Annotated in this window: 13 protein-coding genes and 1 tRNA gene; 8 read left to right on the forward strand and 6 right to left on the reverse strand. The window is 51.3% G+C overall.

Annotation, left to right across the window (positions count from 1 at the left end):
- The first annotated feature begins 178 nt into the window (after window positions 1-178).
- The 6 genes from pabC to ptsG all read left to right on the forward strand — a co-directional run bounded on the left by pabC (window position 179) and on the right by ptsG (window position 6,303).
- On the forward strand, window positions 179-988 hold the full coding sequence (gene pabC, locus LA337_08825) for an aminodeoxychorismate lyase (GenBank protein ID UBI17776.1): 810 nt from the start codon (window positions 179-181) through the stop codon (window positions 986-988).
- A 2-nt stretch (window positions 989-990) separates the two neighbouring features.
- Window positions 991-2,013, forward strand: a complete 1,023-nt coding sequence (gene yceG, locus LA337_08830; protein UBI17777.1) for a cell division protein YceG — start codon at window positions 991-993, stop codon at window positions 2,011-2,013.
- A complete protein-coding gene (gene tmk, locus LA337_08835) occupies window positions 2,003-2,644 on the forward strand; it encodes a dTMP kinase (GenBank protein UBI17778.1) in 642 nt (213 codons plus the stop codon). Before yceG ends, tmk begins: the two co-directional genes overlap by 11 nt.
- Window positions 2,641-3,645 carry a DNA polymerase III subunit delta' gene (gene holB, locus LA337_08840; protein ID UBI17779.1) on the forward strand — a complete coding sequence of 335 codons (1,005 nt, stop codon included), beginning with the start codon at window positions 2,641-2,643 and terminating at the stop codon, window positions 3,643-3,645. The genes tmk and holB overlap by 4 nt, the downstream gene beginning before the upstream one ends.
- Before the next feature lie 10 nt (window positions 3,646-3,655).
- Entirely contained in the window at window positions 3,656-4,453 is a 798-nt protein-coding gene (locus LA337_08845) for a metal-dependent hydrolase (GenBank protein ID UBI17780.1), read from the forward strand.
- A gap of 416 nt (window positions 4,454-4,869) precedes the next feature.
- Window positions 4,870-6,303, forward strand: coding sequence for a PTS glucose transporter subunit IIBC (gene ptsG, locus LA337_08850; protein UBI17781.1), 1,434 nt, complete (start codon window positions 4,870-4,872; stop codon window positions 6,301-6,303).
- 55 nt (window positions 6,304-6,358) lie between these two features.
- Here ptsG and LA337_08855 read toward each other — a convergent pair whose 3' ends face one another.
- The 4 genes from LA337_08855 to LA337_08870 form a co-directional block, all read right to left on the reverse strand.
- Window positions 6,359-8,137: an aminopeptidase P family protein gene (locus tag LA337_08855; GenBank protein UBI17782.1), complete on the reverse strand. Its 1,779-nt coding sequence runs from the start codon at window positions 8,135-8,137 to the stop codon at window positions 6,359-6,361.
- Window positions 8,138-8,152: 15 nt separating this feature from the next.
- A complete protein-coding gene (locus tag LA337_08860) occupies window positions 8,153-9,607 on the reverse strand; it encodes an AMP nucleosidase (protein ID UBI17783.1) in 1,455 nt (484 codons plus the stop codon).
- Between the two features lie 118 nt (window positions 9,608-9,725).
- The gene (gene shiA, locus LA337_08865) at window positions 9,726-11,042 is read right to left on the reverse strand and encodes a shikimate transporter (protein ID UBI17784.1); all 1,317 of its coding nucleotides are present in this window, start codon (window positions 11,040-11,042) and stop codon (window positions 9,726-9,728) included.
- 216 nt (window positions 11,043-11,258) lie between these two features.
- Window positions 11,259-11,334 (reverse strand) — tRNA-Asn (locus LA337_08870).
- A gap of 326 nt (window positions 11,335-11,660) precedes the next feature.
- Between LA337_08870 and nac the strand changes: the two genes are divergently transcribed.
- Both nac and cbl read left to right on the forward strand, forming a co-directional pair.
- Entirely contained in the window at window positions 11,661-12,578 is a 918-nt protein-coding gene (nac, locus tag LA337_08875) for a nitrogen assimilation transcriptional regulator NAC (protein UBI17785.1), read from the forward strand.
- A gap of 101 nt (window positions 12,579-12,679) precedes the next feature.
- Entirely contained in the window at window positions 12,680-13,630 is a 951-nt protein-coding gene (gene cbl, locus LA337_08880) for an HTH-type transcriptional regulator Cbl (GenBank protein ID UBI17786.1), read from the forward strand.
- Between the two features lie 144 nt (window positions 13,631-13,774).
- On the opposite strand, the gene LA337_08885 is transcribed toward cbl, so the two are convergent.
- Window positions 13,775-14,458, reverse strand: coding sequence for a helix-turn-helix domain-containing protein (locus LA337_08885; protein UBI17787.1), 684 nt, complete (start codon window positions 14,456-14,458; stop codon window positions 13,775-13,777).
- 415 nt (window positions 14,459-14,873) lie between these two features.
- Entirely contained in the window at window positions 14,874-15,905 is a 1,032-nt protein-coding gene (locus LA337_08890) for an SPASM domain-containing protein (protein ID UBI17788.1), read from the reverse strand.
- Window positions 15,906-16,060: the final 155 nt, after the last annotated feature.

The raw sequence follows: 16,060 nt of genomic DNA on the forward strand, positions 1-16,060 counted from the left end.
GTTATTTGATGGTTATCATTTTATGGCTCGTTATGGGAGCAAGCACATAACAGACGATGAAGTCTCTTTGGGCTGCGGTACCTTGCCGGGGTGGTGTGCGGACACATCGGGAAGATTCAGGTTCTCTGTAATTCAGGAGACTCAACTGATACTCTGTTGTTAAAAATCAGGAGAGTAAATGTACTTAATTAACGGAAACCCCTCTGAAATGGTGCTCGCAGGCGATCGCGGTCTGCAATTTGGCGACGGCTGTTTCACTACGGCAAGGATTATCGATGGCGCGTTACAATTACATGACGCGCATATTGCCCGTCTACAACAAGCATGTCATCGGTTAGCGATCCCATTTACGCTGTGGCAGACGTTGGCCCAGGAGATGGGGCAGATGGCTGGCACTCAGCAGGACGGTGTTCTTAAAGTTCTCATTAGTAGAGGCATTGGTGGCCGTGGCTACAGTAGCTCATCATGCACTTCGCCAACGCGCATTCTCTCTACCTCAGCATCTCCCTCGCAGTACGATCGTTGGCGGCAAGAGGGGATTACGCTGGCGCTAAGCCCAGTGCGACTGGGGCGTAATCCGCTACTTGCCGGACTAAAGCATCTGAATCGACTGGAGCAGGTGTTGATTCGCTCTCATCTTGAGCAGACGGACGCAGATGAAGCGCTGGTCCTTGACAGTGAGGGATGGGTTACGGAATGCTGTGCGGCTAATTTGTTCTGGCGTAAGGGCGATGTGGTATACACTCCCCGGCTGGATCAGGCAGGCGTGAACGGCATTATGCGACAATTCTGTATCCGGATGCTGGCACAATCGCCGTTCAGTATTGTCGAAAAGTATGCCGGGTTGGAAGAGGTTATGCAGGCCGATGAAATTGTCGTCTGTAACGCGTTAATGCCTGTTATTCCCGTGCGTGCTTGTGGCGACACATTGTTGTCTTCACGTTTGTTATTCGATTTTTTAGCCCCACTTTGTGAGCACCCGAATTAGTCATGAAAAAACTGTTACTCGTTGTCCTGTTATTGCTGGTTGTGCTGGGCATTGCCGCGGGAGTGGGAATGTGGAAAGTTCGCCATCTGGCGGACAGTAAATTATTGATTAAAGAAGAGACGATTTTTACGCTGAAAGCGGGTACGGGCCGTCTGGCTCTCGGCGAACAGCTGTATGCGGACAAGGTTCTCAATCGTCCGCGCGTGTTCCAGTGGCTGTTGCGAGTGGAACCCGAACTGTCGCATTTTAAGGCCGGAACCTACCGTTTTACGCCCGATATGACGGTGCGGGACATGCTGCAACTGCTGGAAAGCGGTAAAGAGGCGCAGTTTCCGTTACGTCTGGTTGAAGGGATGCGCCTGAGCGATTACCTCAAACAGCTGCGTGATGCTCCGTATATCAAACATACGCTGAGCGATGATAGCTACGAGACCGTTGCCGAGGCGCTGAAGCTGGAAAATCCGCAATGGGTGGAAGGCTGGTTCTGGCCAGATACCTGGATGTATACCGCCAATACAACCGACGTGGCGTTGCTAAAACGTGCGCATCAGAAGATGGTTAAAGCGGTGGATACCGTCTGGGAAGGGCGCGCTGAAGGCCTGCCTTATCAGGACAAAAATCAGCTGGTAACCATGGCCTCCATTATCGAAAAAGAGACAGCGGTAGCCAGCGAGCGCGATCAGGTGGCTTCAGTCTTTATTAACCGCTTACGGATTGGCATGCGCTTACAAACCGATCCGACGGTGATTTACGGGATGGGGACACGGTATAATGGCAAATTGTCGCGTGTGGATTTAGATACCCCAACCGCCTATAACACCTACACCATTACGGGGCTACCGCCTGGCCCGATTGCCATGCCGGGAGAGGCCTCGTTGCAGGCCGCGGCGCATCCGGCAAAAACGCCGTACCTCTATTTCGTGGCTGACGGTAAAGGTGGCCATACGTTTAATACCAATCTTGCCAGCCATAACCGGTCCGTGCAGGATTACCTGAAAGTGCTTAAGGAAAAAAATGGGCAGTAACTATATCGTCATCGAGGGCCTGGAAGGCGCCGGAAAAACCACCGCGCGTAACGTGGTTGTAGAGACACTTGAGCAACTCGGTATTCGTGACATGGTTTTCACCCGTGAACCTGGTGGAACGCAGCTCGCTGAGAAACTAAGAAGTCTGGTGCTGGACATTAAATCGGTGGGTGACGAGGTCATCACCGATAAAGCCGAAGTTCTGATGTTTTACGCCGCACGCGTACAACTGGTCGAAACCGTTATTAAACCTGCGCTGGCAAAAGGCGCATGGGTAATTGGCGACCGCCACGATTTGTCGACTCAGGCGTATCAGGGGGGCGGGCGCGGCATCGACCAAAACATGCTGGCAACCCTGCGCGATGCGGTGCTCGGTGATTTTCGCCCGGACCTGACGCTCTATCTGGACGTGACTCCGGAAGTCGGATTGAAGCGCGCGCGCGCGCGCGGCGAGCTGGATCGTATTGAGCAGGAATCTTTCGATTTCTTTAATCGCACCCGCGCGCGTTATCTTGAGCTGGCGGCCAAAGATGCCAGCATTCGTACTATCGACGCGACGCAGCCGCTGGAGTCTGTGATGGCAGATATCCGCAATACCATCACCCAGTGGGTGAAGGAGCAGCGCGCATGAAATGGTATCCATGGTTACGACCGGATTTTGAAAAACTGGTAGCCAGCTATCAGGCGGGTCGTGGTCACCATGCGTTACTGATTCAGGCGTTACCCGGCATGGGCGACGATGCGCTGATTTACGCGCTCAGCCGCTATTTAATGTGCCAGCAGCCGGAAGGACATAAAAGCTGCGGACAGTGCCGGGGCTGTCAGCTGATGCAGGCGGGGACGCATCCTGACTACTACTCGCTGCTGCCGGAAAAAGGCAAAAGCACGCTGGGGGTTGATGCGGTACGCGAAGTCAGTGAGAAATTGTACGAGCATTCACGCCTGGGCGGGGCGAAAGTGGTGTGGATCCCGGATGCCGCCCAGCTAACTGACGCCGCCGCTAATGCGTTGCTGAAAACGCTGGAAGAGCCTCCGGCGCAGACCTGGTTTTTCCTCGCCAGTCGAGAGCCTGCACGTTTATTGGCCACGCTACGTAGCCGCTGTCGGTTACACCACCTTGCGCCACCGGCTGAGTCGTACGCTATTTCCTGGCTTGCCCGAGAAGTGACCGCGTCTCCAGAAGCGCTGCTTAGCGCATTACGCCTGAGCGCAGGTTCGCCTGGCGCAGCACTTACGCTGTTACAGGCTGAAAGCTGGGCGCATCGCACAGATTTTTGTGCGGCACTGGGGAACACATTAAACGCAGGCGACTGGTATATCTTGCTCGCGGCGTTAAACCACGATCAGGCTGCCGCCCGTTTACACTGGCTGGCAACGTTGTTGACGGATGCGTTGAAACGTCCATATGGGGTTTCCCATTTAACGAATCCTGATGCGCTGGACCTGATATCTTCTATCGCAGAACGGTTATCCGTCGCCCAGATACAGGCGATACTCGGTGACGTTTGTCATTGCCGTCAGCAGTTGCTGAACATAACAGGCATAAACCGTGAACTGGTGCTAACCGACCTTATCCTGCGTATTGAGCATTACCTGCAACCGGGCACCGTACTGCCTGTTCCCCATCTTTGAGAGAGACATTATGTTTTTAGTCGACTCACACTGCCATCTTGATGGCCTGGATTATCAATCTCTGCATAAGGACGTGGATGACGTGCTGGCGAAAGCGGCCGCACGTGATGTGAAATTCTGTCTTGCCGTTGCGACCACTCTGCCAGGATACCGCAGTATGCGCGAACTGGTCGGTGAGCGTGACAATGTGGTTTTCTCCTGCGGCGTGCATCCGTTAAATCAGGATGAAACCTATGATGTTGAAGAACTGCGCCGCTTTGCTGCCGAAGAGGGGGTGGTGGCGATGGGAGAAACCGGTCTGGACTATTTTTATACGCCGGAAACAAAGGTGCGCCAGCAGGAATCTTTTATCCACCATATTCAGATTGGCCGCGAATTACAAAAGCCGGTCATCGTGCACACCCGCGATGCGCGAGCCGATACGCTGTCTATTCTGCGCGAAGAAAAAGTGACGGATTGTGGCGGCGTACTACACTGTTTTACAGAGGACAGAGAAACGGCGGGGAAATTGCTGGACCTCGGTTTTTATATCTCTTTTTCCGGCATCGTCACGTTCCGCAACGCAGAACAGCTCCGTGATGCCGCCCGCTATGTTCCTCTGGACCGGTTATTGGTTGAGACGGATTCTCCCTACCTTGCGCCTGTACCGCATCGTGGGAAAGAGAACCAGCCCGCCATGACTCGTGACGTTGCGGAGTACATGGCCGTAGTGAAAGGTGTTGCCGTTGAAGAACTGGCGCAGGCAACCACTGATAACTTTGCCCGCCTGTTTCACATCGACGCTTCTCGCCTACAATCAGTTCGTTAACTGACTTTTTTTAAAGCTCGTAATTAATCACCAATGCGAGTAAAGTTCACCGCCACAAAATGGGCGGTGAATAACCAGTTTGACACATTCAGAAACTCATTTTACCGGAATGTGCGGATTTTGCGGCCATCCACGACTGAATTGTGATAGCCGTCAAACAAAAACAAACTGAATTATTTTACTCTGTGTAATAAATAAAGGGTACTTAGATGCCCTGTACACGGCGAGGTTCTCCCCCCTCGCCAATGCGTGAGAACGTAGAATACACAAAGTCATTCAGGCTGCATCAAGGCGGCAAGTGAGTGAATTGCAGGAGCTTACTTGAGTAAGTGACTGGGATGATCGAGCGCAGCCAACGCTGAGGCGGTTTGAAGGATGAAGTGTATAAGCACAAATACTCAGGAGCACTCCTAATTATGTTTAAGAATGCATTTGCTAACCTGCAAAAGGTCGGTAAATCGCTGATGCTGCCGGTATCCGTACTCCCGATTGCAGGTATTCTGCTGGGCGTCGGTTCCGCTAACTTCAGCTGGCTGCCAGCCGTTGTATCGCACGTAATGGCAGAAGCAGGCGGTTCTGTTTTTGCAAACATGCCGCTGATTTTTGCTATCGGTGTTGCGTTAGGCTTCACCAACAACGACGGCGTATCTGCACTGGCATCCGTTGTTGCTTACGGCATCATGGTCAAAACCATGGCTGTTGTTGCGCCGCTGGTTCTGCATTTACCTGCTGAAGAGATCGCCGCTAAACACCTTGCTGATACGGGTGTTCTCGGGGGGATTATCTCCGGTGCGATTGCAGCGTATATGTTCAACCGCTTCTACCGTATCAAATTGCCTGAGTATCTGGGCTTCTTTGCGGGTAAGCGCTTCGTTCCTATTATTTCTGGTCTGGCCGCCATCTTCACGGGTGTGGTTCTGTCCTTCATTTGGCCACCAATCGGTACTGCTATTCAGACGTTCTCCCAGTGGGCTGCATACCAGAACCCGGTCGTGGCGTTCGGTATCTATGGCTTCATTGAACGCTGCCTGGTGCCGTTTGGTCTGCACCATATCTGGAACGTTCCATTCCAGATGCAGATCGGTGAATACACCAACGCTGCAGGTCAGGTTTTCCACGGCGACATCCCTCGCTATATGGCGGGTGATCCGACTGCAGGCAAACTATCCGGTGGCTTCCTGTTCAAAATGTACGGTCTGCCGGCTGCCGCTATTGCTATCTGGCATTCTGCAAAACCAGAAAACCGCGCGAAAGTGGGCGGTATCATGATCTCCGCGGCGCTGACCTCGTTCCTGACCGGTATTACCGAGCCGATCGAGTTCTCCTTCATGTTCGTGGCGCCGATCCTGTACATCATCCACGCGATTCTGGCTGGTCTGGCATTCCCGATCTGTATCCTGCTGGGTATGCGTGACGGTACGTCGTTCTCCCACGGTCTGATCGACTTTATCGTTCTGTCCGGCAACAGCAGCAAACTGTGGCTGTTCCCGATTGTCGGTATCGGTTATGCGATCGTGTACTACACCATCTTCCGTGTGCTGATCAAAGCGCTGGACCTGAAAACGCCGGGTCGTGAAGATGCTACCGAAGACAGCAAAGCAGGCGCATCCGGTGAAATGGCTCCGGCTCTGGTTGCAGCATTCGGCGGTAAAGAAAACATCACTAACCTCGACGCGTGCATCACTCGTCTGCGCGTCAGCGTGGCTGACGTTGCCAAAGTGGATCAGGCTGGCCTGAAGAAACTGGGTGCGGCGGGCGTTGTGGTAGCTGGTTCCGGTGTTCAGGCTATCTTCGGGACGAAGTCCGATAACCTGAAAACTGAAATGGATGAGTACATCCGTAACAGCTAAGCAGTAAGAAGTTGGGGAGAACTAAGGCAGCCTGCGGGCTGCCTTTTTTATTGTATTAATTAGCCTGAACGCGAATCGGCGCGGTAGCGGCGAACAGCCACGGACGTGCCTCTGCGTTCACGCGAGGGGATAACGACTCTCTGACCTGCTGGTGATAATCATCAATCCACTGCTTCTCTGCATCGCTGAGCAGATGCCGTTCAACCAGATTCAAATCAATCGGCACCAGCGTCAACGTTGAGAAACGACAGAAACCAGGACGACTGTTGATAATCTCCACCTGATTCTCAATACGGATCCCATATTGCCCGGCCAGATAATAACCCGGTTCGATGGTAATGATATTGCCTGCTACCAAAGGCCAGGGGTTTACTTTTTTGGCGATGCGATGGGGCTGCTCATGAATAAGTAGCTGATGGCCGACCCCGTGTCCTGTTCCATGATCAAAATCCAGACCTAAATCCCACAACGCCCGACGACTAAAGGCATCCAGTTGATGTCCCTGAGTACCGCTGGGGAACTGCAGCGAGATAAGCGACAAAAAGCCTTTCAACACGGCGGTGTAATGCAGACGACGCTGCGGATCCTGTGGACCAAACGCGAGGGTGCGCGTCGTATCCGTCGTACCATTATGGTACTGGCCGCCGGAATCATTCAGGTACATGGCCTGAGAGGTAATTGGCGTATTGGTTTTTTCACTGGAGTGGTAATGGCACATTGCGGCATTGCTGGCAGAGGCTGAAATCGTGCTGAAACTTTGCTCGATAAATCCCGGCTGCTGCTGGCGAAATTCCAGTTGCTTTGCCTGCGCTTCCAGTTCGGTGACCGGATTGCCTGCAGCTTCGCGCAAGGGGACTTCATGCGTAAGCCAGGCGAGGAAGTTAACCCAGGCAGCGCCATCCTGTTCATGGCATTCCCGATAGCCTGCCAGTTCCACGTCATTTTTGTGCGCTTTCATCAGGGTGATAGGGTCAGGAGCCCACAAGACGTTGCCGCCGTGTTCTTCAATGGCAAAACGCAACGCAACCGGGGCGTAGTCTCTATCGACCAGGAAGCGCTTACCCTTAGCCAACTGCTGGCAGCGCGCCAGGAAACTCTCTTGCGGGGCCAGCGTAAGCGTATTCAGCAGCGATGCGGGGAGCTGCTGCGTTTTGTTGCTATCCACAAACCATTCCAGCTCACCGCTGCGATGGAGCAGGGCAAACGAAAACGGCACTGGCACCATGGCCAGATCCGAACCGCGTACATTCAACAGCCAGGCAATGTTATCCGGCAGGGTGATCGCCAGAACGTCGGCCTGGTATTGAATGAGTTGCTCCACGACGCGGGCACGCTTTTGCGTACTGCTTTCCCCGCTGATTTCAATGGGCATTTCACGAATGATTCCACAGGGTGCCGCCGGGCGGTCGAGCCACACCTGGTCGAAAGGATCCTGTGCAAGAGGCACCAACTCGCAATGCGTTGCTGAAAGCGCTTCAAACTGGCTGTTGACCATCAGCAGCGGTTCAAAGCCGATACGCGCGCCCGCTGTAACGTGAGACTGCAAATAGTCAGCCAGCGGTTCATCGTGTAAATGATGAATTTCAAAATCATCAAGCGAGACTTCATTGCGCACCTGGACCTGATAACGTCCATCGACAAACATTAATGCGCGGTCTTGCAGGACCAGCGCGAGTCCCGCAGAGCCGCTAAAACCGGTAAGCCAGGGCAGCTTATTGTCATGCGGCGTACAATCTTCGCTTTGATGAGCGTCGGCACGCGGGACAATCATGCCATCCAGCCCCTGCGCTATCAGCAAGTTACGCAGGGCGGAAAGAGGAGTTGAGTTGTGCATAGTTACCTTCAGGCCTTAACGGAACGGCGGTTCGTTGAACGTACGTAATTTACGGGAGTGCAGTCGGTCGCCTTCAGCACGCAGACGATCGATAGCCCGGATACCTATTTGCAGGTGCTCGGAAATGGCGCCTTCATAAAAACGGTTGGCCTGACCAGGCAGTTTGATCTCGCCATGGAGCGGTTTATCGGAAACGCACAGCAGCGTGCCGTAAGGAACGCGGAAGCGGTAGCCCTGGGCGGCGATGGTGGCGCTTTCCATATCGATAGCCACCGCGCGGCTGAGGTTGAAACGCAGCGCAGAAGCGGAATAGCGTAGCTCCCAGTTACGATCGTCAGTGGTGACGACGGTACCGGTACGCAGGCGCTGTTTAACCTCTTCACCGGGCATACCGCTGACTTCTTTGGTGGCGTCATACAGTGCGCGCTGTACTTCCGCAATGCTCGGAATTGGGATATCCGGCGGTAGAACTGCATCAAGCACGTGATCGTCACGCAGATAAGCGTGGGCCAGAACATAGTCGCCAATCGCCTGGCTTTCACGCAGCCCGCCACAGTGCCCAATCATCAGCCAGACGTCAGGGCGCAGTACGGCCAGATGATCGCAAATGGTTTTGGCGTTAGACGGGCCAACGCCAATATTGACCAGCGTGATCCCCTGACCGTCGGCGGTGATTAAATGCCAGGCAGGCATCTGGTGTTTCTTCCAGGCGAGGTCGGAGATGGCTTCTTCCGGAGCTTCAGTTTCTGCGGTGATCCAGATCCCGCCCGCGCATGACAGCGCGATATACGGGCTGTCCGGGTCGAGGATCTGGCTGCAGCCCCAGCGCACGAACTCATCGACGTAGCGGGTGTAGTTGGTGAACAGCACAAAAGGCTGAAAATGTTCAACCGGTGTTCCTGTGTAGTGACGCAGTCGTGCCAGCGAAAAATCTACGCGTCGGGCGTCGAAGTGCGACAACGGGGAGAATTCCGCCGGATGAAAAATCCCGTCTGCCGTTTCGTCACCAATCTGGGACAATTCTGTAGTGGGAAAATGGCGCGTTAATCCGGCGCTCATCGAGCGGTCAAGCGTCAGTTCAGAACCGTCAATGACGTATGGATAGGGAATTTCATGCAGCGATGGCTCGACGGAGATATGCGCATCATAATCCTGATACAGCAGCGTGAGCTGTTCCTCAAGATACGGACGAAAAAGCGACGGACGGGTAATCGTCGTGGTGTAGCTGCCCGCGTGGGTAAAACGGCCATAGGCGCGGGTTTTCGGGGGATTTGTGGCGCTGCCGTCCCAGGTGACACAAAGCGACGGGTAAACAAAAAGACCATTATGGCGGGCTGTTACGTCAGGGAGTATCCCTGTTTCAATATACTTACCAATGGCGCTTCGCAGTGCTTTAACCGACTGCTCGTACAGCGCGTCCAGTTTATCCAGTGCCTGAGCCGGTGTCAGGCTGGAGCCCTTATTGATCATGTCTGTCTCCTTGTTCCACAGATGTACTGCTCTCCCGATAGTATGTCACAGGAATATGAAACAAAAGTCAGACGTTGAGGAAGATTGTGCGAAGGCCGGACGACCTTCGCACCATGGCTTAACCGTGCTGCTTATCCCGCATCAGCAATGCGGTGGCGGCAGAAATAAGACAACCAGCCATCAGATAAATGGCCACGCTATGCCAGTCTCCGCCCGAAAATGTCACCAGTGCCGCAGCAATGAAGGGCGTAAAGCCGCCGCCAACCACGCTTGCTACCTGATAGCCAACGCCTGCGCCGCTGTAGCGGTAGCTTGCGCCAAACAAACCGGTAAACATAGGCTGCTGCACGCAGACCACCATATCGTGCGCGATGTTGGCTAACATAATCGCGAAGAACACGATCCAGAAAATAGACTGTGCTTCCAGCGCCATAAAGAACGGGAAGGCGCTCAGCGTACCGACCAGTGCGCCGGTAATGTAGACGCGCCGACGACCAAAGCGGTCCGCGAGCCAGGCAAAGCAGGGGATAGTCAGACAGCTCAGTCCACCCACTAACAAGCCAATATTCAGAAACAGCTCGCGGGGCAGACCCAGGTTCTGCGTGGAGTAATTAAGAGCAAACGCGGTGACGATATACATCGTCAGCAGTTCACATAAGCGCAGAGCGATAATTTTTAAAAATGCGCCCGGATGACGGATTAACGCCTCGACTACCGGTAGCCGCTTTTTCTCTGGCTGCGGTGCCTGCTGCTGCTGTTCAAATTCGGCAGATTCATCCATACGGTTACGCATCCACAATGCCCCCAAAACCAGCACAATGCTGAACAGGAACGGAATACGCCAGCCCCAGCTCAGGAACTGCTCATCGGTGGTTTGCGAGCTAATCAGCGAGACCAGACCGGTAGAAAGCAGCAGTCCGACGCCGTAACCAACCTGAACGCCACTGCTGTAGAAGGCTTTTTTGTTTTTCGGCGCGCTTTCAACCGAGAGTAACGCCGCGCCGCCCCATTCACCGCCAACGGCGAATCCCTGAATAGCACGCAGCGTTACCAGCAGCACAGGGGCCCACCAGCCAATGGTGTCAAAGGAAGGAATAATCCCTATCAGCGCAGTAGCAATCCCCATCATCCAGACGGTGAGCATCAGCATACGTTTACGGCCCAGGCGATCGCCGAAGTGGCCGAAGATCACCCCGCCTAGTGGGCGGAACAAAAATCCGACGCCAAAGGTGGCGAATGCGGCAAGCGTTCCCATCGCTGGGCTAACCTGCGGGAAGAACTCGCGATTAAAGACCAGCGCGGCGGTGATGCCATAAAGCAGAAAATCATACCAGTCGACCACGGCGCCAGCGAAGCTACCAAGCGCAGCGCGTCGGGCACGATGAAGCGAAGAGGCGTCCTGTTGGGGACCCGTGGAGGTGAGGGTGGAATCCATAGTTATCCTGTCTGTACTGTCTTTTAGTTATTAGTATTTAGGTTGGGTTACACACATTGCAGTCGATATATTAACGACCGTTATGAGATTACCGCGACAGATGCGATGAGAAAACGATTATCTCTCTCAACATGGGACAAGATGAAAAATAAGACGAATGAAAAACAGTAATGCAGAAAAGCAAAAAACCCGCTAAAAAGCAGGCTTTTCTAAATATGGCTCCTCTGACTGGACTCGAACCAGTGACATACGGATTAACAGTCCGCCGTTCTACCGACTGAACTACAGAGGAATCGTTTGAACGAGGCGCATATTAGCGAGGGTGATGAGGCTTGTCAAAGGGGGAAATACATTTGTGCGTTCGTTTGCTGACAAAATCAGCAAAGCGGCGATCTTTCCATCTTTTTAAGCTTTTGCCCCATTCTGGTGCGCGCCTACCTCTTCCAGGGCAATCAAAGTAAGCCATACAGATGTAAATAATGTTTTTTACGCACCTTTGCTCCAGACTTTACGCGGTTTTAGCCGTAAAACACGGCATATGACGAAACTGGCAAGCATCTTGCAACCCTGAATTCAATGACTGCCAGCACGGGTTCTGGTATTCCGACAGGAGGCAAAATGAACTTCAGACGACTGAAATATTTCGTGAAAATCGTCGATATTGGTAGCCTGACCCAGGCAGCGGAAGTGTTGCACATTGCGCAACCTGCGCTAAGCCAGCAGGTCGCCACGCTGGAAGGCGAGCTGGATCAGCAATTGCTGATTCGCACCAAGCGTGGCGTCACGCCGACGGAAGCGGGGAAAGTGTTGTATACCCATGCCCGGACCATTTTGCGTCAGTGCGAACAGGCGCAGCTTGCGGTTAATAATGTGGGCCAGACTCTTGGGGGACAGGTCTCAATTGGCCTCGCGCCAGGTACGGCGGCGTCATCCATCACTATGCCGCTATTACAGACAGTACGTGCAGAACTGCCAGAGGTACTGGTCTATTTGCATGAAAACAGTGGGGCGGTGCTGAATGACAAGCTGCTCAGCGGGCAGTTAGATATGGCGGTACTCTATGAGCGTTCACCCGTGGCGGGTATCAGCAGCCAGCCGTTGCTAAAAGAGGATCTTTACCTGGTCGGCACGCGTGAGTGTCCGGGGCAAAGCGTCGATCTGGCCACTGTGGCGCAGATGAATCTGTTTTTACCACGGGATTACAGCGCAGTTCGTCTGCGTGTGGATGAAGCTTTCTCGCTACGTCGCTTAACCGCTAAAGTCATTGGCGAAATTGAGTCTATTGCCACCTTAACGGCCGCTATTGCCAGCGGTATGGGCGTTACGGTATTGCCTGAGTCGGCGGCTCGTTCATTGTGCAATGCTGCAAACGGCTGGATGGCGCGGATAACAACCCCATCGATGAATCTGCCATTATCATTGAACGTCTCAGCCAGAGGGAGCTTATCGCCTCAGGCACAGGCCGTGAAGGAGATTCTGTTGTCGCTGGTTAGCCGTCCTGCGCTGGAAAACCGTGAGCTGCAGCTGGTCAGCTAAACCTTATTCCCGCGAGGAATAAGATGCAGGTTTTTATTATTTGTTATGCCGGGCGTCAGACTTTAACAATAGCGTAATGTCTGATGTGCCCGGAGCGAAAAGTGAATTTCCAGCAACTTAAAATAATCCGCGAGGCGGCCCGTCAGGATTACAACCTGACGGAGGTCGCGAATATACTGTACACCTCCCAGTCTGGCGTCAGCCGACACATTCGTGAACTTGAAGATGAACTGGGTATCGAGATATTTATCCGTCGCGGTAAACGCCTGCTGGGCATGACCGAACCGGGCAAAGCCTTGCTGGTTATTGCTGAACGTATTTTGAATGAGGCCAGCAACGTTCGCCGACTGGCGGATCTGTTTACCAATGACACGTCCGGTGTACTGACGATCGCTACCACGCATACCCAGGCGCGTTATAGCCTGCCAGCAGTAATTAAAGCCTTTCGTGAGCTGTTCCCTGAGGTGCGACTCGAACTGATCCAGGGCACGCCGCAGGAAATCGACGTGCTGCTGCAAAATGGCGGGGCAGATATCGGGATCGCCAGTGAGCGACTCAGCAGCGATCCACTGCTGGTGGCTTTTCCCTGGTTTCGTTGGCATCATAGCCTGCTCGTGCCATATGATCATCCCTTAGCGAAGACTTCTCCACTTACGCTGGAATCCATCTCACACTGGCCTTTGATTACCTATCGTCAGGGGATCACGGGACGTTCCCGTATCGATGAGGCGTTTGCGCGTAAAGGGTTAGTGCCGGATATTATCCTCAGTGCCCAGGATTCGGATGTGATTAAAACCTATGTGTCGCTGGGTTTGGGGATTGGACTGGTGGCAGAACAATCCAGTGGCGAGCAGGAGGAGGGGAGCTTGACCCGTCTGGATACCCGGCACTTATTTGATGCAAATACGGTCTGGCTAGGCCTGAAACGCGGGCAACTGCAGCGCAACTACGTCTGGCGATTTATCGAGCTATGTAACGCAGGGTTATCCGTCGATGAAATCAAACGCCAGGCGATGGAACCGGATGACACCGTGATTGACTATCAAATTTAAGGATAACGTTATATCTATCTCATGAATTGATAAACCAATGGCTCAGGTTATAAGTGCGGTTTTGTTATGGCGATTTTCGGCTGTAACATGTCGCGCTTTAACAAGACTCTAACGGATTGTTTAACCTGAGCCCCGGCATGATTGTCATTCAGTTTTTGATTTGGAATATAACAGACTGAGCTGTTCGGGAAGGCTGATGACTTCTGTTAAAATACCACGTGAAAGATGGATGTAGCCTTCGGTTTTGAGTATTGCCAGGATCCGCATTATCCCGCTGCGCGAGAGAAATGAGTGATTCATGATATAATTGGCAGCGGTAATATTGTTCCTGATGGACTCTGGCTCATCAATTAACTCAAGAAGGTGAATGCGTATAATCTCATAGGAAGATAGTTGTGATACTGCCAGACAATGAGAGTAGACTTTAGCCGCAGAATAATCTTGCAGTGCAGCAAATGACTTCCAGAGGTTTAATCTGTCAACTATTTCGTATAATTCAGTCTGCGGAATAAGCAGCAGTGTCGATGTTTCTTTTGCTTTGGCATAAAGATGGCGTGAATAGGATAACTGAATGTTAGCGCCAAAGATAAATGGTGCATTTTCTGAGTTGAGCACCATTCCGTCACTGATTCTACAAAGAGATATACTGCCCTTAAGTAAAATTACGCAATGCCGCTCATTGTTTTGAGTCAGGCTAATGTGTCGTCTTTTAATGATACTAATTGTGTTACCACGATGACCAATTGCTTGAAGTAAAATCTCTATATCTTTCGTGGGTTTAACTAATTTTATTAATACGTCATCCTTGACGCGATTTCTGTTGTTCATTGGTTTTCCCTTTTTAAAATAATGCTGTGACGTAGTGTTGTATTAAATGTATGAAACGTGATTTTAAAAATAAGTCCAAAGATAGACAAATTTAATCTTGCAAGATTTTTTTCGATATACTAAATTTCATCCGGGTAATGCACGTGGTTTAAATAGGATGAGTTAATGTAACGTGTTATTTGATTGTTGGCAATTATATTTAAATATATTTGGTGATAGTTTCTAATTGATCGAGAGAATAAATTATATAGCAAAGCCCATTCATTAGATGAATGAATGGGCTTTGCTATATAATTAAATTCAATTTTTATTGAGCAAAAGTGAGTGTTCTATGAACAGAGTATAGAATGTCAGATTATCCCAGTATCTCCAGCCTGAGTTCCTGTTCATCCATCAGCCCGTACTGAGAGGTTTGTCAGGTCAAATATTGACGAATATCGGAAGGCGCATAGTTTTGTTCCCATAACGCCCTCATCATCAACATATAGGGTTCAACATAAGTAAAAAAGGCCTGATAACTTTCACAAAAATAATTAAGTTGCGGAACACCGCATCGGGAAAGTGCTACGCGATCTTTTGCACAACCACCGTGGCAGGCGAATTCTACTTTGCAACTCGCACATTCTTCTACCAGTGTCGGTTTGGATGATTCTACTCTCTGATTCATCGAGTTTTGCTGCATCGCGGTTGCAATAGGTTGATTGCGGTCACGCATAAAATATTTCGAATTAACAACGCGATCGCAATGATAATTATCATCGTTTATTTTCAGCGCTAACGCGCTATCATCACATGAAGCATAAACACATGTTGGCACAGATAACCCGCACCACGCAGCAAACGCATGCTCAAAGATGGGGATTTTAATCGTACCGATATCCAGACGTACCCAGGTATAAAAAATCGTTTTCAAAAAAATTCCCAGTGCGGCTGGCCCAAGGCTTTGCGCATCTACACCGCCTTGTACAAGCGGTCTAAGTAAGGGAATAAACTGCATATGGCGGCTACCCAGACTTTTTAAATAATGGTAGATGCGCAGCGGATGGTGGCTATTTTCGGTGTTAACGACCGTCAGTGTGCTAAATTCAATATCATATTTTTGCAATAATCTCGCAGCATTTTCAACCTGATAGTTTGTTGATTTACCAGAAATCGTATCGCAGGTATTGTCATGTAATGCAACATCGCTATCCACTGAAATGCAAATCATAAACTGGTTTTTCTTGAAGAACTCACACCATTCATCATCTAAAAGAATTCCGTTGGTTTGAAATGTATTAATAATATTTTTACTTTTCGCATATTGCTGTTGTAGCTCTATGACTCGTTCAAAGAAATGAAGTCCGCCAGGCATTGATTCTCCGTCCTGCCAGGTAAAAACCACATCACTCGCTTCCTCAGTATCAATTTTTCGACGAATAAATAGCTGAAGTGTCGTATCGTCCATACAGTACGTATTGCATTCTGGGGAGTGTTCCGTGTTATTGATGCAAAAGCAACTCTTACAATGTAAATGACATAATGGACTTGAGTTTTTCATCATCACATGGCAACTTTTCATTATCGAATACCCTCATAAAAATATTATGCTATTTGCTTTGT

The organism is Citrobacter europaeus, assembly GCA_020099315.1.
GTDB classification, from domain to species: Bacteria; Pseudomonadota; Gammaproteobacteria; order Enterobacterales; family Enterobacteriaceae; genus Citrobacter; species Citrobacter europaeus.

What these genes read in the sequence shown, in the direction of transcription:
- LA337_08855 (UBI17782.1), bottom strand. Translation starts at nt 8,137, where the DNA reads ATGCACAACTCAACTCCTCTTTCCGCCCTGCGTAACTTGCTGATAGCG.
- LA337_08885 (UBI17787.1), bottom strand. Translation starts at nt 14,458, where the DNA reads ATGAACAACAGAAATCGCGTCAAGGATGACGTATTAATAAAATTAGTT.
- pabC (UBI17776.1), top strand. Translation starts at nt 179, where the DNA reads ATGTACTTAATTAACGGAAACCCCTCTGAAATGGTGCTCGCAGGCGAT.
- tmk (UBI17778.1), top strand. Translation starts at nt 2,003, where the DNA reads ATGGGCAGTAACTATATCGTCATCGAGGGCCTGGAAGGCGCCGGAAAA.
- LA337_08845 (UBI17780.1), top strand. Translation starts at nt 3,656, where the DNA reads ATGTTTTTAGTCGACTCACACTGCCATCTTGATGGCCTGGATTATCAA.
- nac (UBI17785.1), top strand. Translation starts at nt 11,661, where the DNA reads ATGAACTTCAGACGACTGAAATATTTCGTGAAAATCGTCGATATTGGT.
- LA337_08860 (UBI17783.1), bottom strand. Translation starts at nt 9,607, where the DNA reads ATGATCAATAAGGGCTCCAGCCTGACACCGGCTCAGGCACTGGATAAA.
- ptsG (UBI17781.1), top strand. Translation starts at nt 4,870, where the DNA reads ATGTTTAAGAATGCATTTGCTAACCTGCAAAAGGTCGGTAAATCGCTG.
- holB (UBI17779.1), top strand. Translation starts at nt 2,641, where the DNA reads ATGAAATGGTATCCATGGTTACGACCGGATTTTGAAAAACTGGTAGCC.
- shiA (UBI17784.1), bottom strand. Translation starts at nt 11,042, where the DNA reads ATGGATTCCACCCTCACCTCCACGGGTCCCCAACAGGACGCCTCTTCG.
- yceG (UBI17777.1), top strand. Translation starts at nt 991, where the DNA reads ATGAAAAAACTGTTACTCGTTGTCCTGTTATTGCTGGTTGTGCTGGGC.
- LA337_08890 (UBI17788.1), bottom strand. Translation starts at nt 15,905, where the DNA reads ATGGACGATACGACACTTCAGCTATTTATTCGTCGAAAAATTGATACT.